Here is a 17,477-nt window from a genome sequence, read left to right as displayed (position 1 = left end):
TATCCTCCGTTTTTCGGTCAGATTTTATGTTTATTCAATTCATCGATAAAAATAATTTTTCCGTCCTGTATCTGGATTGTAAGTGATCCATAGTCCGGCAACGACAGCATTTTTTCCTTGCCGTCTTTCGTCTTGATTAATACTGTGTTTTCCATATAATTCCTCACTTTCTATTATACACTTTTCGATTACGTTTGTAAACGGTATATCTTTCTAAATCGGCTTTTTATGAAAAAATGAGTCCCTTCCCGTTCCCTAGCTTAAAATTTCCATGCCCCCATAGTCAAAGGGAGGGTTTTTTCCGTTTCTTTTTCTCGATTGCTGTTTTTTTATTGTGGCAAGCATGGCATAAACTTTGAAGATTTTTCTCATCTAATCTTCTTGAATAATCGTCTCGTATTTCAACAATATGATCCACCACATCAGCTTTATGAATTACACCAGCCTTCAAACACTGCTCACAACAGGGATTATTTAGTCGATAGATATAGGACATCTTCTCCCATGCTCTCGACTTATAAAACGCGAAGTACTTACCACCATCTGCTTTCCTGCTGCTATAACTCACATTGCTTACCTTCGTTCGCTTGTGCTTCTCACAATAGGATTGATTGTAATCAACCAGCACACGACACCCAGCTTTATTGCAAAGCTTACGGGGCTTCATAATAACTGAACACTTTCATATAGGGGCTATACACTGTTAGCAATCTATTATCCTTAAAGTAAATACTGGCTTGCCCATCGTTCACGGCAATGGCCTCTACCCCGTTCTCGCCTTCTTCCCAGCATTCCTCTTTCACTCCATTAAAGTATGCAATCTTAATCTTTGGATAGCTCATTGTTCGTCCTCCAATAAATACTCTATCAGTTCCTCATCAGTCAGCAACAACGCCAAGAACCTATCATGCAGATTGGTAAACAAAGCCTCTTCGTGATCCGTCATTTCCCGTTGAGTTGCCAGGTTATACAGTGCCAGTAAGCCTGATAAGTCCTCTGCCACTTCCTCGGCTGTCTGGTAGTTCTCCCCATCAACCAGGGATACCACCAACAATGATTGGCTCCACTCCACTGATTCCCTCAACCAATTCTCATCGGCCGCCATTATATCCAAGGCTTCCTGTGAGAACGTGGAATAGTCCTTCGTCGCCAGTGCCACACTAAAGGCCAGCGTGTTCATCAAGAAGCGTTCCATCATCTCGGTGTATTGCATGTTCATTGGTTTATTTATGCTTATGAAATTTAGCATTTTATTCCTCCAATCAATTATCGTCCATGATTTTGTTGCTATGTGTCCCTAATTCTATTTTTATAAACATTGATATACCGGCGATTGTCCCTAATGTCCTTGATTTTGCCCCATTACTTTATATATAAAATAAATAATGGTATTCTCTTTTTTTATTTTTCAAATTAATTAGATGAAATTAGGTACATTAGGGACAACCCCTTGATACATAAGGGTTCTTGTTGGGCAGATTAGGTACAAATTATAGGCACAACATGGACACTTCAATCACTTAAAATTCGATATGTTGAGGTCAGTTTCAAACCACTATATCGGTAAGTGTGCTGGCCACTGTCATTAAACCCTTGTGTATTTTTCCTTTTTGGTACTTCGTATTTATCATTCAAATACTTAGTGAGTTCCTTGGTAGATTGTGGCCTATAACCATTGCAAGAACAAAAGGCTCTGTATTCAGCAACAACCGTTTTTGCAATTTCACCTTTAGTTTCAGCAGTATCAATCACGCAACATTCAAACAAGAATTGGGCTATACGGTCATTGTCAAATAGCCATTCAGACTTGGTATCAGCCATTTCCTTAGAACGTGTAAAGTTAGCTTTTTTACCATTAAATATTTTTTTGAACTCTTGTATGCACTGATAAACAAAGCTGGTAGATTCTTTTTCCATTGCGTCTAAATCTTGACTCTCCCAAAATGTAGCACCTTCCAATCGCTGGTTGCCCACTGTGATTGGGACAATGGTTAAACGATCCGCAAAACCTGGGCTCATATCCTTGAAGTGAAAGAAGCCATTCATACTAAAAATATGCTTTGAGTGGCTCACAAAGGTGAAACCTTGGATTCCTTTGAACTCACCCCGGACAGCATCTCCACCAGTTAACTGTTTCAAAATTGCTGTCTGGCTAATGTAATCATCATCAATATCTCCACTAAGGTTTAAGGCTTTACCTAATAAATCAACAACGGCAAACTTATCTTTTGTTAGCATCTGTGGAGTTAGTGCTGTACGATTTTCTTTAGTGATATAGTTCTCCGCTACCATATTCAAAAAGCTAGACTTTCCTTCTCCACCTTTCCCATATAAGAAAACCAAGTCTTGTGCTGGGGCATGGCTTCGATAAAAGGTATATCCAATAAACTGCTTCATGAATAAGGCGGCATCTCCAAAGAAATCATGGAAAAATTTATCTGTTGCTGGTGTAGGCGTTCCGGTCATATCCAATTCATAGTTGTAAGAAATCAATATGAAATTATCGGGATCGTGGGGCTTCATCTCATTGGTGAGAATATTGTACGTCCCATTTTTAAAAGGAACCAATGCCGGATTGCTTTCCTCAAAAGGTGATCGGTTGGAATAAGAAGGATCATACGTTTTCTGTTTTACATAAGTCTTGACCGGTGATATATATCTTTGGTCATAGTAGCCCCACGCTTGTAGTTCTTCGAGACAGATTTTCTCTGTAAAGGAAATCATCTCATTCTTACCAAAGTACCGCCAAGCGCCTTTTAACGGCTCATAGACAGCCCCTTCCAACAGCTTAGGAAATCGCAACAAATGATTCTTTTTGATAATCATATCGCCCATTTTTTCGTGATCAAAGTAATGGTCAATTGAAAATTTATCTGAATCTTTTTGGTTCACTTCAACCGTACACATAAACCAATCTGGAGAAATGTTGTTCAATTCGTCAACCATTGCTTGGGCAATACCAACGTCTTTGCTTTCAATCTCTTTGATTGCCACACGCAAATTTAACGGTGTTTTACCAAAGTAACTGTTTTTCTTTTTTTGCTGTACCGTACGTCTAATAGCGAATGTCTCTTTTAGTACCGAATCGCTTATACTACTCAATAAAGGTTCCCTCCTTTCTCCGCATGGTTTTTAATTCTGGAATGAAAAATGGTGTCCAGTTCCTTTTGATCTAGCGGTTCTGGAAAAATTTCTAAGTTGAAATTAATTGCTCCCATCACTTTAGCAATCGTTTCAATTGGTGTATCAACACTTAGCATTTTATCTACCATCTGCCGCCACCAAATGTTTCGATTCCCAACGGTTGCCCCTTCAAACAATTGTTCCAGGAAAACGCCTGTATATTTTTGCTTGCCGGAACTATTGGTTGTATAGCTACTTGTTTTAGGTAGGCGCTGTTTTTTTTGTGCATCTACCCACTGTTGAGAATTAGTAATTCTATGAAGGAACTTATCAACTGGAATAGGTTTAAATCCATCGTGGAAAATACGTAAATTATCACTGCTAAATTCCGTAACGATAGGCAAGCCTTGACCCTGTGACCATGTTTTATTACTTTCATCAAATTCAAACTTAACGGCCAGATCTAAGCAAAGCCCAAACAGCAACTTCTCGTACTCCTCACGGCTTACTGCACGATCCAATTCAAGAACCAATCGATAACGGATATTATCCGGCTTGTATTTCAGGGTTGGATATAAGCAGTAATTGACGGCTTTTAGCTTGTCCGTTATCTTCCCTAAAAATTCGGATTCTGTTTCTTGGACATCATCAAAATCAATAAAGAGTAGCGAACGACTAACCAAGTTTGTATTGTTACGCTTTAAGTCCCCAAGGATAGTACCAGCGATAACTATCAGCATTTGTTGTGTTTTAATCTTTAGTTCTTCGTCTTTGTCTTTTGGATAAGGAAGGCGCTGAGCCTTACACGTTTTAAAGAAATCAAAATCACGGTCAATATTCTTTACTTCGTGCATTGGTGCCAACGTTTTCACTATATTTGTATAAATCATCGTGGCCACCTCAATCTGGGCAAATCTCGTTTGAGATACGTTGAATATCTTTCTCTAGGATTTCAAGACTATCGCCAATTTCACCAAGTAGCCCACTATTAATCTGGTATTTCAAAGAAAAATCATCACCGGTCACTCTGGCATATTCCACCGTTTCAGCCAATCGCTTCAATACCTTTGCTTGTTGGGATAGATTGGTTAGCTCAACCGCATATTTCATCAGTTCATCATTCGTTATCGTTACTTTTTCCATGGTAATTTCCTCCTAAGTTTGATATACTAGAAGGGTAAATAAACGGTGTAAATGCCCGTTGTAGTAGCCTTTAACGTTCGCTTTGGTCGGTGGAATCGTTAAGGCTTTTTCTTTACCCTTCATCATGTTTTAGTCCTCCAGCTCTTTAGCAACTTCCAAAAGTAGTTCTACATTTAATGCCTTCTTTTTTAAATCGTGTAGTTCATCAATCACATAAGCAATCTTATCGCTAGGCTTCGACAAGGTCTTTCCATAGCCGTGTAAAGTAACGATACTGCCTTCATCGCCCACGCTTTCTAAAATCTCTGCAAGCTCAACAGCGAAAGTCCCAATCACAAATAGTTCCGTATCTGCATAGCTTTCAAGCGATTCATGTTTCTTCATTTTTAGTTCCTCCTTCAAAATTCCTTCAGCAACTAACATTTGACTTCCAACGTTCCACTTGCGCCCCCAGCTACCCATTATTTTTCAAATTCTTCCATCCAGTTATCAACCTTTTTTCGATTACACCGTTTTGTCTGATTGATAACTGACACAGGAAAACCCTTCTCTTTAATAAACTTAGAAAGATTAGATCGTGATACTTGTAAATATTCACAAGTTGTCTCTAAATCCATCCATTCTGGAAATTCACGTTTTTTAAGCTGTTGTTGAAACGTGATTGCCCAGACTCTCGTAGCAACATCGGTAAGCTGTTCCTCAATTTCCTGGCTTAAATCTACCTCTAATTTCATATATTTTCGCCTCCTATCTGAACATATCGTTTACATATATCTGTTTTTGGTGTAACCTATAAGTACACTTTACAATATGCGCAAACGCTTGTCAAGTTTATATTCGTTTTTTTGTTTTAGCTGTAAACCAAACATGCACTAAAAGGAGGTAAAAATGCTTTATTTCAAATTAGATAAAATAATGGATGAACGAAAATTAAGTATTAACAAGGTTTCTTCAGAGGCTGATATATCGCGCCCAGCTCTTACAGCCATGTATAATAACGATTCAAAAGGTGTCCAATTTGAGACATTGGAAAAATTGATGAAATATCTCAATGTTTCACTTGGGGATTTAATCGGGGAAAAAAAAGAACAAAATATATTCTCCTTCAAACCAACGGTATCTATTAAAGGGATTATTGCAGCAGAGAAAACGAAGACAGATTCTGAATCCAATAACGGTTTTGTTCAAGTTCTCCCATCCCGAACATTACCCTACGATGCAATATTGCTTGAAAATGGGACTTTAGGAGAAAAGTTTAACTTTGCTATCACTCCCGTAGATAATTATAAAAATATTTCTAAATCAACATCGTATCTTCAAGGAAAAGCAGAAAGTCCTAACTTAATTACTTCTTTGTTGATTACCTTTTATCGAGCGGATGGTAAGGGAAAACAAAAAAATGTCAGCGATATTAATGCCTTTTTAGGAAAACTGAATACCGAAGCTACAGTATTGATGGTGGAAAGCATATTCAAATCGTGGCTATCCGTATACAAGCTACTAAATAACAATTATAAAAATGAATTATCCGAGTTATTGCTTATCGATATAAATTTGATAGGCAATAAAACGCGTATTCCTCTAGTAGCAAAAACTAATAAAAATAGTAAATCTAGTGATGTTTCGTTGGATTTTTCCATGTTTAAAGCTTCATCAAAATTGAAGGGGAATGATACTTATTCTTCTCATTTAGAATTTAAAGAAATTCCAGAAAATGTAAAAATGCCTGACTAACAAAACCACCTCCACTTGCCCCCAGCGAGACATAGGAGGATATCATGGCTAAATTTAATCAATACAGAGACAAGAACAATAAACGAAAATGGAGTTTCAACGGATTTATCGCAACCGATCCAATCTCAGGTAAAAAGATAGTAACTGACCGAAACGGGTTCAATACAAAAGGTGAAGCACAGACTGCCTTCGATAAGTTAAAACGTGAGATTTTAAACGGATTAAAAAAACAGCAATCCATCACATTTGAGGATTTATACTGGGAATGGCTAGACCACCACAGAAACAGTGGTGTAAAACCTTCCACGGTAGCGACTAACCGCCGTTTTCTTGAACCTCACGCATTACCTAAACTGGGTAAACTGAAACTAGATAAGATTACTGTGGCCTATTGTCAGAAGCTGGTAAATGAATGGTACGACAAATACAAGCAGTATCATTACATCCGTCGGGCTGTTGGGCAAGTGATGGCTTACGGTGTTGCTATGGAGTACATGGATAGTAACCCTATGAGGAAAACGCTGTTGCCTCGAAAAAAGGAAGAAGAAAAAGCCCCCAACTTCTACAACAAGCAAGAGTTGATGGCTTTCATGGATTATGTAAAAAAACTTGATAACTATAAGTATTATGCTTTCTTCTGGCTCTTGGCTATTACAGGTATGCGAAAAAGCGAAGCCCTGGCATTGTACGTCTCGGATATAAACATCTTCAATAAAACATTGACTATCGGGAAAACAATCTCTACGGATGAAAATCGTCAAAATATTTTGCAGACACCTAAAACGAAAAGCTCATACCGTACTATTAGCTTAGACGATACCACGATACAAATCTTACAAAAATGGATTGCAATACAAAAACAAGATTTGCTAAAGCTTGGCTACAATATGAATAGTCGAAAACAGTTTCTGTTTGTTAACGTTGAAAATAAAGTAATGTACCCACAGATTGCCAATGATTGGCTAACCTGGATCTATGACAAAGCGGAAAAGGAAGGAATAATCTTCAAACGGATTACTCCTCACGGCTTCCGGCATACTGCTTGCTCTTTAATGTTTGAGAGTGGGGCAAGCATCAATGAAGTTCAACAACGGCTCGGTCACAAAGATATAAAAACTACAATGAATATTTACAATCACGTTACTCCGCAGCAAGCTGAAAACACCAGTCAAAAATTAGCAGATTATCTCGCTCGCTAACAAATAGATAGGTTTTAGGATAGGAATTTCTCTTTCACCCCAAACAAAAAAGCTAGGATTGGCTTCACACAGCCTTTCCTAGCCTTCTTATAGGTCTTACCCCACAGACCCTTCCATTTCATAACTAATCAAACGATTTAGTTCAACGGCGTATTCCATTGGAAGCTCTTTAGTGAATGGTTCGACAAAGCCCATGACAATCATTTCAGTAGCTTCTGATTCTGATAGTCCTCGACTCATTAAATAGTAAAGTTGTTCTTCAGAAATCTTAGAAACTTTGGCTTCGTGTTCAAGTGACACTTGGCTATTGTGAATTTCATTAAACGGAATGGTGTCTGATTTTGATAGTTCATCCATAATAATCGTATCACATTCGATATGAGAAGCAGAACCACTACTTTTCTTACCAAAGATGACTTGTCCGCGATAGTTTACTTCACCGCCATCTTTTGAAATAGATTTCGAAACAATTGAACTTGAAGTATTGGGAGCATTATGAATCATTTTAGCACCGGTATCTTGGATTTGTTTGGCTCCGGCAAAAGCAATAGACAGCATGGTACCGCGAGCACCTTCTCCGTCTAAATACACACTTGGATATTTCATTGTGGTTTTTGCACCTAAGTTTCCGTCAATCCATTCTACTGTTGCACCTTCATAGGCTTTCGCACGTTTTGTTACCAAGTTATAGACATTATCCGACCAATTTTGAATAGTAGTATAACGGCAGTAGGCATCTTTTCTGGTGAAAATTTCCACAATTGCTGCGTGTAAACTGTTGCTGGAATAAGTAGGTGCGGTACAGCCTTCAACATAGTGAACGCTAGCGCCTTCATCAACGATAATTAATGTTCGTTCAAATTGTCCCGTATTTTCAGCATTAATCCGGAAATACGTTTGCAATGGCGTATCCACACGAACGCCTTTTGGTACATAAATAAATGTCCCACCTGACCAGACAGCAGAGTTCAAGGCAGCTAATTTGTTATCTGTGGGTGGTACCAATTGCGCAAAATATTCTTTGAAAAGTTCAGGGTATTCTTTTAAAGCTGAATCAGTATCGGTAAAAATAATCCCCAATTTTTCAAATTCTTCTTTCATGTTATGGTAAACCACTTCTGATTCATATTGAGCAGAAGCCCCAGCCAAGTAAGCTCGTTCTGCTTCTGGAATCCCAATCTTCTCAAAAGTATCTTTAATTTTATCAGGAACATCATCCCAATCACGAGCTGGTTTGTCACTGGCTTTTTGATAATATTTAATTTTGTTAAAGTCGATGTCAGAAAGGTCTGGACCCCATTTTTGCATTGGCATTTTGTTAAATGCTGCCAGTGACTTCAAGCGAAAATCTAGCATCCATTCTGGTTCACCTTTAACGGCTGAAATTTCCCGGACAACTTCTTCGGTTAGACCTTCACCGGTACTAAAGACAGGTTTGACATCATCATGGAAGCCAAATTTATATTCTTCTAATTCAGGAACGCCCATGCGATCACTACTCCTTACGTTATTTAGGTATTGATTATTTTAATCAAGACGATACGTTTTTATTTATTGTCCCCTAGAAAATCTTCTTCGTGGGGATGAATAGAACTTGTTTCAGCAATTCCACTACTTGTTTCAACAACTGCTTTTTCCAATGCTTTCCAAGCTAAAGTCGCACATTTAATACGCGTCGGGAACTTTGCTACACCGCTTAACATTGCGGCATCTCCCAATTTTTCCGCATCGGGCACGTCTTTTCCTTGCACTAAGTCAGAAAACATTTTTTCCATATTACCGACTTCTGTTAATGGTTTGCCAATAACTGCATCTGTCATCATAGATGCGCTGGCAGTACTAATAGAACAGCCGCTACCATCAAAGGCAATATCTGAAATAATGCCATTATTTACTTCAACTTCCAAATGGATGACATCCCCACAAGTTGGGTTATTCATTTCAATGGTTACATTTGACTTTCCCAGCGTTCCTCTATGATGAGGATGGCTGGAATGATCTAAAATGACTTGGCGATATAAATTATCTAGTCTAGATAGTGCCATGCTGGAAAAACTCCTTTGTTTTATGAATCGCATCAATTAAGCGATCCGCATCTTTTTTTGTATTATAAAAATAAAAACTTGCTCGAGCTGTGGCAGGTACGTTCATATACTTTAATAAAGGCTGTGCGCAGTGATGACCTGCTCTAACCGCCACACCTTCCATATCTAAAGCCGTTGCTACATCATGAGGATGCAGTCCATCAATATTAAATGCAATGACACCAGTGTGATCTTTTGGATCTTGCGGACCATACACCGTCACACCTTCAATCGCTTTTAATTTTGGCATCACATAATCAACTAAACTTTGTTCATAGTCGTGAATTTCATCCATTCCGATGGCAGATAAATAATCGACAGCTGCTCCTAAACCGATACCTCCTGCAATGTTAGGGGTACCTGCTTCAAACTTCCAAGGTAATTCTTTCCATGTACTGTCATATAAATTAACAAAATCAATCATTTCACCGCCAAATTCCACCGGTTCCATTTGATCTAACCATTTGCGTTTTCCGTATAAGACCCCAATACCGGTGGGACCACACATCTTGTGACCACTAAAGGCATAAAAATCAACATTCAATTGTTGAACATCAACTTTCATATGAGGTGCAGCTTGTGCGCCATCTATCACCATAACAGCATCATTTTCATGCGCCAAAGTAATTAATTCTTCAACTGGATTAATCCCGCCTAAAACATTTGAAACATGAGCAATTGCGACAATTTTAGTTTTTGGTCCAATTTTACGCTTAGCATCAGCTAAATCAAGATAACCTTCTGGCGTGATATCGATATAAACTAATTTGGCATTCTTTTGTTGTGCCAATTGTTGCCAAGGAATGATATTGGAATGGTGTTCCATATAAGAGATGACAATTTCATCGCCTGCTTTGACAAATTTATCGCCGAAACTTCTAGCAATCCAGTTTAAACTAGTAGTTGTCCCCCGCGTAAATAAAATTTCGGCTGTCTCTTTCGCGTTAATAAAAGCACGGACCTTTTCTCTGGCACCTTCATAAGATTGTGTCGCTCGTTCTGCTAGTGTATGGACACCACGATGAACATTAGCATTATCTTGGTGATAATATGCCGCTAATTTAGCTAAGACGGCTTCTGGCTTTTGCGTTGTTGCTGCATTATCTAAATAAATAAGAGGTTCATCATTGACTAATTGATGCAAGATAGGAAAATCTTGGCGTAATTTTTGTGCATCAATCATCGATTCAACTTCCCTTCAATGACTTCAATAAATTCTTTTTGCGCTTCTTTAACAGGAATTGCAGTAATAACAGAACCCAAGAAACCTCGAATAACCAGGCGTTCTGCTTCAGTTTTTGGCAGGCCACGACTCATTAGGTAATACATTTCTTCAGGATCCACACGACCAACACTTGCAGCATGCCCGGCAGTAACTTCATTTTCATCAATTAAAAGAATTGGATTGGCATCTCCGCGAGCTTTATCAGAAAGCATTAACACACGACTTTCCTGTTGCGCATCTGCCCCTTTTGCCCCTTTTAAAATATGACCAATACCATTAAAAGTTAATGTACCTTTTTCGCGGATCACACCATGTTGTAAAATATGACCGATAGAATGGGCAGCCTTATTGGTAACCCGGGTATCAATTCCTTGAATTTGTTTTCCAGCCGAAATCGCAACAACTTTAATCTCAGAGTGAGCACCATCACCCACTAAATCTGTATCAAAGTCAGCTACTACATCCCCGTCGTTCATAACCCCAATAGCCCAATCTACCATTGCATCCCGCATTACATAACCGCGACGATTTAAATAAGTCGTCAAGTCCACACCTAAGCGATCAATTGCAGAGTATTTTACTTTTGCGCCCGCTTTAGCAATAACTTCCACAATAATATTAGCAGCTTGTTTTTGGGCCACTTCTTTTTCAGAATTAAAACGTTCTAAGTAAGTAAACTCACTATGTTCGTCTGCCACAATTAAAATGTGCTTAAAGAAATGTTCTGTACCGGATTGATTTAAAATTGCTTCAATTGGTTCTTTGATTACGACGTTTTTGGGAACATATAAAAATAAACCACTATTCATGAAAGCTGTATGCGCAGCAGTTAACTTATCTTCAAAAGGCGTTACTGCCTTTGTCATATAATATTCTTGGACTAATTCGGGATATTCTTGTATGGCTGTAAAAATATCCGTGAAGATTACCCCTTGTTCCACTAGATTTTGTGGTAGTTGTTCAAAGACAGTCGTGTCATCTGCTTGCACTAACATTGGATTATCTTGCATAGTATCAAATGCTGGTACCCCTGTTTCTTTTGGTTCAATCGACAAATGATCACGGGTTATGTTTAGTAATGGCCAGCGGTGAAAACGAACCCGCTCAATTTGCGGTAACGCTAATTCGTCCACCTGCTCTAAAGCTGCCAACCGCATTTCCAACATCCAAGCTGGTTCTTCTTTATAAGCAGAAAAGGTGGTCACATCAGCCAATAGCTTTTTCAATTCTGTCATCTAATTGACCTCCTTTTTAAACTTCTTCCTTGTAATCAATACCTAATTCTTTACTAATACCAGCATAGCCTTCTGCTTCTAGGCGCTTAGCAAGATCAGCATTTCCTGTTAAAACAACGCGTCCGTCCATCATAATATGAACGACATCAGGGGTAATGTAGTTTAACAAGCGTTGATAGTGGGTAATAATTAAAGCTCCAAAATCATTGCCGCACATTTCATTAACCCCTTTGGCTACTACTTTTAACGCATCGATATCAAGACCTGAATCAATTTCATCTAAAATAGCAAAAGTGGGTTCTAGCATTAGCAATTGTAAAATTTCGTTTCGCTTCTTCTCCCCACCAGAAAATCCTTCGTTTAAGTAACGTTCTGCCATTTCTTCTGGCATATTTAATAATTCCATTTTTTTATCTAATTTTTTCAAAAATTCCATAACTGAAATTTTATCATCTTCATCTCGTTTTGCATTAATTGCTGCGCGCATGAATTCTGCATTAGTAATACCAGGAATTTCACTCGGATATTGCATGGCTAAAAATAGACCGGCCCGTGCCCGTTCATCTACTTCCATTTCCAATAAATTCTCACCATCAAGTAAAATTTCACCTTGAGTTACTTCATAATTAGGATTGCCCATAATTGCAGCAGATAAAGTAGATTTACCCGTCCCGTTTGGCCCCATAATGGCGTGAATTTCACCAGTTTTCAGCGTCAAATTAACACCTTTTAGAATCTCTTTATCTTCGATTGCTACATGTAAATCTTTAATTTCTAACGTTGCCATCGTCTCGCCTCCATCATTTTTCATTCTCATTCATTTTACGCTAATTGAGAATGATAAGCAAACATCGCTAAATAAATTTGCCTATTCTTTTACTATTATAAAATCAATAAATTTCAATTTAGAATGATTATAAATTAAAAGATCCAAAACGAAAACTTCCTCGTCTTGGATCTTAGTTAATTCTCATTTGTTTTAGCTAATAGTTAGCTAATTGCTGTAATCTTCTTGCGCTGCTTTCTCCTAAAGTTAGCGGATCACTTCCAACTTGAGTAATGGAAAATAACTGACCTTTTTCATTACCTAACATTGCGGTAAGCTCAAGCTTTTCCCCGTTTTTTTTCGCATGGGCTGCTAGCGGCACATTACAACCTACGCCAAAGACCGCTAAAAATGCTCGCTCACAAGTAATCACCTGACGTACGTACTTATCATCAATTGCTGCTGCAATTTTTGCAGCCGGAGAATTCTCAACTCCTTCAACTGCAATCACGCCTTGGCCGACAGCTGGTAAAAATTCATCTAGCGTTAAAGAAACTTGATGCAACTGACAGTCACCTAGCGCTTTTGGATGACGTAATAGCGCGGCTTGTGCCATCATAATCCCATCGTATTCTTTTTGAACCAATTTTTTTAAGCGGGTATCAATATTGCCTCGCAAAGATTTAACGATTAAGTCCGGTCGTACAGCCAATAATTGAAATCGCCGGCGTAAGCTACCTGTACCAATCACGGCTCCTTGAGGCACATCAGCTAATGTTTTAAACTAATTGCGCAAAATTAAAGCGTCCCCTGCTGGTGCACGTTCAGGAAAAGCTGCAAGTGTTAATCCTGAGGGTTCTAGGGAAGGTAAATCTTTTGCGCTATGGACGGCTAAATCAATTTCACCTGTCAAGAGCTTTTGCTGAATGTTTTTAACAAAGATACCTTGTCCTCCCATTTGGCTTAAAGAGGTCTTTTGATCTAAATCTCCGGCAGTAGTAATTAATACTTTAAAAAAACGATGTTCTGGGAACAAATTTTGTAAACGAGAAATTACATTATCTGCTTGAATTTGTGCCAACGGACTTTTTCTGGTACCGATTTTAATATCCATTTTTTCTTTCTCCTATTTCTATTAGGAAATTTTGAAATAATACCGCTGCATTTTTTCCTTGATAGATGATTTCATATTCTTCTTTTAAGAGCGCGGGCAACAAACGGTTGTGTAAAGTCATAAAACGTTCATCAAATGCCTCTCCCACAAAAACCGGATATAAATCTACACCTTCGTCTGTGTATGTTAACAATTCATCAAAAGAAAGTTTTTTCTCACTGACTAGAATAGTTCGTTGACCAAAGCGAGGCAAATCTTCAAACCATGACTTTATTGCAGCTTTTGCTGCAACTGGTCCTATGAAAATTAATGCTGGGTTATGCAAATCAGCTTTTTCGACTGCTGCGACAATAGTTTGGATTGTTGCGACTACCTTTTTTTGCCTTCCCCATGTTCCCCACTCCACGACTGCTACGGGTAATGTTTCACTGGCACCTTGGTTTAGCATAATTTCTATAACCGCAGACAGCTTTTCCATCCCCATATACAAAACAACTGTGCCACCTTTGGCAAGCTGGGCTAGAGGTTCTTGCGTAAATTCCTGCAGCTGTGCGGTGGGAGTAGCAATCAATAATTTTTCACTAAGGTGGCGCTGGGTAACAGCAAAACCCGCATAGACTGACACACCTGAAGCACTAGTTACACCTGGATATACAGCATGCGTTATCCCCGCTTTTATTAGAGGCTGTATTTCTTCGGCAACACGACCAAAAATACCGGGATCGCCACCTTTTAGCCGGACAACATTTTCATAGTTTTGCGCTGCAGCAATTAACTTTTCTTGAATTTCATTTTGGGTATAAGCATGATGGTCGGGTGCTTTTCCTACGTAAACAAGTTTGGCTTTGGCTGGAGCTAAATATAATAAAATTGGATTTAGTAAACGATCATAAAAAATAATATCAGCATTTTTTATTGCTCGTAAGCCCTGATAGGTTATTAAAGCAGGATCTCCTGGTCCAGCACCTACTAAAGTAACTTTTCCCATTTCTTTTCTCCTTTACCTTATAAGTTATACATCTAAGTTATTATCCCTTATCTTAAACAAAAAAACAAAGGCACAACTCACATTCCTGTAAGTGCGCCCTGTTCTTATCTTTCATTAATTTACATCAACGATTTTAACGGAGCCTTTCCATTTATCGTCAACAAATTTCTTCACTTCATCGCTGTGTAAAACTTCCAACAATTTCTTAATTGCTGGTTTCGTTTCATCTCCTTTGCGTACTGCAATAATGTTAGCATATGGTGAATTATCATCATCATGCATTAGAGCATCTTTTTCTGGATTTAAACCAGCAGTTAAGGCAAAGTTGGCATTGATTGCTACTAGTGCATCTTTTTCATTTTCATATGTTGGAACTAATAAACCTGGGTCGATATCATGTTTAAATTTTAAATCTTTTTTATTTTCAGCAATATCATCAAAAGTAGCTGTTGTCTTTTCAACACCTTCTTTTAATTTGATCAGATCTGCATTTTCAAGAATGGTTAAGATACGGCCCCAGTCAGTATTAGAGTTGGAAGTGATGATAGTTGTTCCATCTTTAATATCAGCAACACTCTTAATATCTTTTGAGTAAATTCCCATTGGTTCAATATGAACAGCACCAGCATCCACAAAGTCATAATCATTTTCTTTAACTTGATCGTTAAAATAAGGTTTGTGTTGGAAGTAGTTCGCGTCAATTTCTTTTTCTGCCAATAGTTTATTTAATAGCGTATAGTCGGTAAAAGACTTCACTTCTAAATCGACACCTTCTTTTTTCAATAAAGGTTTGGCTTCATTTAAAATTTCTGCATGTGGACTTGTTGTAGCCCCTACAATCAACTTAGTTTCCTTAGCAGCAGATGAAGAAGCACTATCTTCTTTTGATCCACTATTGCCACAAGCAGCTAATGTGACGCTTGCAAGTAATACTGTTACTAACCCGAATATTTTTTTCATTTTCATTTCTCCTCTACAATTTTATGATATTAATTATGAAACTTCACCGAAATTAGCGTTTATCTAATTTTTGTGTGAAGTAATCTCCTAAACCTTGAACAACAAAAACGATGAGCAACATAATGACTGTTGCAACTAAAGTAACAGTTTGATTACCTAACTGGAAACCTTCTGACCAGGCAAGAGACCCCAGCCCACCAGCACCAATTGCACCAGCCATGGCAGTAAATCCAATCATAGAAACAGATGTCACCGTAAAGCCAGAAACCAAAGCTGGCATACTCTCTGGAACTAAAATCTTATAAATAATCTGCCAATAGTTAGCACCCATCGCATTGGCGGCTTCAATAACGCCTGGCGAGACTTCACGAAAAGCAATTTCTACTAAACGTGCATAAAAGGGAACCGCTGATAAAATCAAAGCAGGTAATGCAGCACTGGCACCAATCATGCTTCCTACCAATGTCTTGGTAAAAGGAATAATTAATACCATTAAAATCATAAAAGGCGTAGAACGAAAGATATTACTAATAATTGAGACGACATTATATAAAATTTGGTAACTGGCGCTTTTTTTTCGTCCTAAACTATATAGCAATAAACCTAACAAAATTCCTAAAACAAAAACTACAATCATTGAAACAATTGTCATGTAAAGGGTATCAACGGTGGATGTTTGCATCTTTGCCCAGTCGACTTTTTCAAAATTCAAATACGTTTCTACAAAACTCTTATCCACGATGCAACACCTCCACTCCTACTTGTTGTGCGGAAAAGAATGCCATTGTTTTATTAATCGCTTTTTCATCTCCGGTAATCAATACCGTCAAAGAACCAAAGGAGTTGTCTTTTGATTGGCGAATATTCCCATAGACAACATTAATGTCCACATCAAATTGACGGATGGCTTGTGAAATTACTGGTTCGTTAGCATTATCATCTTTAAAAATTAACGTTGCCAACACACCATTAGGGTTTTCAGCGATAAACTCCCGTAAGACTTCTTCTGGTTTTTCACTTGGTTGCAAGTCTTGTTGCACAAAACGTTTAGTGACCGCTTGTTGTGGATTACGAAATACCTCAGAAACTTGTCCTTCTTCTACAATCTTACCTAACTCCATTACGGCTACTTTATTACAAATTTTGCGAATAACGTTCATTTCATGAGTAATCAAGACAATGGTTAAATTTAGTTTTTGATTGATGTCTAACAATAAATCCAACACTTCATCGGTTGTTTGGGGGTCTAGCGCACTGGTTGCTTCATCACAAAGTAAAATTTTTGGATTGTTGGCTAGGGCACGGGCAATTCCTACCCGCTGTTTTTGACCACCAGATAATTGCGCTGGGTACGCATCTCCTCTGCCTTCTAAATTGACTAAGGCAAGTAGCTCTTGGGCTTTTTGCTGCCGCAATTCTTTTGATATACCCGCTAATTCCATGGGTAGTTCAATATTTTCTAGAACTGTTCGAGACCATAATAGATTGAAATGTTGAAAAATCATCCCAACATTTTTACGAAAATCACGTAATTCTTTGTTCTTCAATTTGCCAATATCTTCTCCGTCAACGACAACACTACCGCTTGTTGCTAGTTCCAATCCGTTTAAAAGGCGGACCAATGTCGATTTACCTGCACCAGAATAACCGACGATACCATAGATGTCTCCTTTATCAACCGTTAAAGAAACACCATCGACTGCATGAATTGTCTGCTTTTTGACATTAAAACTCTTTTTAACATCTGTTAATTGGATTAAAGCCATTTTTTAGCCTCTTTCTATTTCATACTTTAGTAAAAACCATGAAAAAAACAGCTTTTCATCCTTGTAATTCTTTCAATTACAAAAGGACGAAAAGCTGTCGCAATTTCGTGTTACCACCTTAATTTGCTATAGTCTCACAA

General features: G+C 38.1%; 21 protein-coding genes, 1 pseudogene and 1 other annotated feature (1 of these 23 only partly in view). Of the genes and pseudogenes, 2 read left to right on the top strand and 20 right to left on the bottom strand.

Annotated features, from left to right (window positions below):
- Positions 1–17: 17 nt before the first annotated feature.
- The 9 genes from EsVE80_RS02455 to EsVE80_RS02415 all read right to left on the bottom strand — a co-directional run bounded on the left by EsVE80_RS02455 (position 18) and on the right by EsVE80_RS02415 (position 5,000).
- Positions 18–110, bottom strand: a complete 93-nt coding sequence (locus EsVE80_RS02455; RefSeq protein WP_232061305.1) for a DUF2292 domain-containing protein — start codon at positions 108–110, stop codon at positions 18–20.
- A 173-nt stretch (positions 111–283) separates the two neighbouring features.
- On the bottom strand, positions 284–667 hold the full coding sequence (locus EsVE80_RS02450; RefSeq protein ID WP_173102315.1) for an HNH endonuclease signature motif containing protein: 384 nt from the start codon (positions 665–667) through the stop codon (positions 284–286).
- Entirely contained in the window at positions 654–842 is a 189-nt protein-coding gene (locus EsVE80_RS02445) for a hypothetical protein (protein ID WP_173102314.1), read from the bottom strand. Before EsVE80_RS02445 ends, EsVE80_RS02450 begins: the two co-directional genes overlap by 14 nt.
- Positions 839–1,249: a DUF3206 domain-containing protein gene (locus EsVE80_RS02440; protein WP_173102313.1), complete on the bottom strand. Its 411-nt coding sequence runs from the start codon at positions 1,247–1,249 to the stop codon at positions 839–841. Before EsVE80_RS02440 ends, EsVE80_RS02445 begins: the two co-directional genes overlap by 4 nt.
- A gap of 263 nt (positions 1,250–1,512) precedes the next feature.
- A complete protein-coding gene (locus EsVE80_RS02435; protein WP_173102312.1) occupies positions 1,513–3,102 on the bottom strand; it encodes a DNA primase family protein in 1,590 nt (529 codons plus the stop codon).
- On the bottom strand, positions 3,099–4,013 hold the full coding sequence (locus EsVE80_RS02430; protein WP_173102311.1) for a hypothetical protein: 915 nt from the start codon (positions 4,011–4,013) through the stop codon (positions 3,099–3,101). The genes EsVE80_RS02435 and EsVE80_RS02430 overlap by 4 nt, the downstream gene beginning before the upstream one ends.
- Positions 4,014–4,023: 10 nt before the next feature.
- The gene (locus tag EsVE80_RS02425; protein ID WP_173102310.1) at positions 4,024–4,266 is read right to left on the bottom strand and encodes a hypothetical protein; all 243 of its coding nucleotides are present in this window, start codon (positions 4,264–4,266) and stop codon (positions 4,024–4,026) included.
- A gap of 129 nt (positions 4,267–4,395) precedes the next feature.
- Complete coding sequence (locus EsVE80_RS02420; protein WP_173102309.1) at positions 4,396–4,650, bottom strand: hypothetical protein; 255 nt, start codon at positions 4,648–4,650, stop codon at positions 4,396–4,398.
- Between the two features lie 77 nt (positions 4,651–4,727).
- Positions 4,728–5,000, bottom strand: coding sequence for a MerR family transcriptional regulator (locus EsVE80_RS02415; protein WP_173102308.1), 273 nt, complete (start codon positions 4,998–5,000; stop codon positions 4,728–4,730).
- Positions 5,001–5,154: 154 nt separating this feature from the next.
- Here EsVE80_RS02415 and EsVE80_RS02410 point away from each other — a divergent pair, with 154 nt between their 5' ends.
- Both EsVE80_RS02410 and EsVE80_RS02405 read left to right on the top strand, forming a co-directional pair.
- Positions 5,155–6,000, top strand: a complete 846-nt coding sequence (locus EsVE80_RS02410; RefSeq protein WP_173102307.1) for a helix-turn-helix domain-containing protein — start codon at positions 5,155–5,157, stop codon at positions 5,998–6,000.
- Positions 6,001–6,044: 44 nt separating this feature from the next.
- Positions 6,045–7,199: a tyrosine-type recombinase/integrase gene (locus EsVE80_RS02405; RefSeq protein ID WP_173102306.1), complete on the top strand. Its 1,155-nt coding sequence runs from the start codon at positions 6,045–6,047 to the stop codon at positions 7,197–7,199.
- 96 nt (positions 7,200–7,295) lie between these two features.
- On the opposite strand, the gene sufB is transcribed toward EsVE80_RS02405, so the two are convergent.
- The 11 genes and pseudogenes from sufB to EsVE80_RS02350 form a co-directional block, all read right to left on the bottom strand.
- A complete protein-coding gene (gene sufB, locus EsVE80_RS02400; protein WP_173102305.1) occupies positions 7,296–8,687 on the bottom strand; it encodes a Fe-S cluster assembly protein SufB in 1,392 nt (463 codons plus the stop codon).
- A gap of 59 nt (positions 8,688–8,746) precedes the next feature.
- On the bottom strand, positions 8,747–9,244 hold the full coding sequence (gene sufU, locus EsVE80_RS02395; RefSeq protein ID WP_173102304.1) for a Fe-S cluster assembly sulfur transfer protein SufU: 498 nt from the start codon (positions 9,242–9,244) through the stop codon (positions 8,747–8,749).
- Complete coding sequence (locus EsVE80_RS02390) at positions 9,231–10,466, bottom strand: cysteine desulfurase (RefSeq protein ID WP_173102303.1); 1,236 nt, start codon at positions 10,464–10,466, stop codon at positions 9,231–9,233. Before EsVE80_RS02390 ends, sufU begins: the two co-directional genes overlap by 14 nt.
- Positions 10,463–11,743 carry a Fe-S cluster assembly protein SufD gene (gene sufD / locus EsVE80_RS02385; protein ID WP_173102302.1) on the bottom strand — a complete coding sequence of 427 codons (1,281 nt, stop codon included), beginning with the start codon at positions 11,741–11,743 and terminating at the stop codon, positions 10,463–10,465. The genes EsVE80_RS02390 and sufD overlap by 4 nt, the downstream gene beginning before the upstream one ends.
- 16 nt (positions 11,744–11,759) lie before the next feature.
- Positions 11,760–12,530, bottom strand: a complete 771-nt coding sequence (sufC, locus tag EsVE80_RS02380; protein ID WP_173102301.1) for a Fe-S cluster assembly ATPase SufC — start codon at positions 12,528–12,530, stop codon at positions 11,760–11,762.
- 196 nt (positions 12,531–12,726) lie between these two features.
- Positions 12,727–12,891, bottom strand: a complete 165-nt coding sequence (locus EsVE80_RS13810; RefSeq protein ID WP_232061304.1) for a hypothetical protein — start codon at positions 12,889–12,891, stop codon at positions 12,727–12,729.
- Positions 12,892–13,050: 159 nt separating this feature from the next.
- Positions 13,051–13,623, bottom strand: a pseudogene (hemC, locus tag EsVE80_RS13805) (hydroxymethylbilane synthase); the annotation flags it as partial.
- Entirely contained in the window at positions 13,613–14,611 is a 999-nt protein-coding gene (cobA, locus tag EsVE80_RS02365) for a uroporphyrinogen-III C-methyltransferase (RefSeq protein ID WP_173102298.1), read from the bottom strand. The gene cobA and the pseudogene hemC, both read right to left, overlap by 11 nt.
- 114 nt (positions 14,612–14,725) lie before the next feature.
- Positions 14,726–15,571, bottom strand: a complete 846-nt coding sequence (locus tag EsVE80_RS02360) for a MetQ/NlpA family ABC transporter substrate-binding protein (RefSeq protein WP_173102297.1) — start codon at positions 15,569–15,571, stop codon at positions 14,726–14,728.
- A gap of 52 nt (positions 15,572–15,623) precedes the next feature.
- A complete protein-coding gene (locus EsVE80_RS02355; RefSeq protein ID WP_173102296.1) occupies positions 15,624–16,310 on the bottom strand; it encodes a methionine ABC transporter permease in 687 nt (228 codons plus the stop codon).
- The gene (locus tag EsVE80_RS02350) at positions 16,303–17,337 is read right to left on the bottom strand and encodes a methionine ABC transporter ATP-binding protein (RefSeq protein ID WP_173102295.1); all 1,035 of its coding nucleotides are present in this window, start codon (positions 17,335–17,337) and stop codon (positions 16,303–16,305) included. The genes EsVE80_RS02355 and EsVE80_RS02350 overlap by 8 nt, the downstream gene beginning before the upstream one ends.
- A 79-nt stretch (positions 17,338–17,416) precedes the next feature.
- Positions 17,417–17,477: a binding site (T-box leader), on the bottom strand (it continues 196 nt past the right edge of the window).

This window comes from Enterococcus saigonensis, assembly GCF_011397115.1.
Lineage (GTDB): Bacteria > Bacillota > Bacilli > Lactobacillales > Enterococcaceae > Enterococcus_C > Enterococcus_C saigonensis.
Note: the sequence above shows the minus strand (reverse complement) of the source record. Positions and strands in the feature narration are given on the sequence as shown.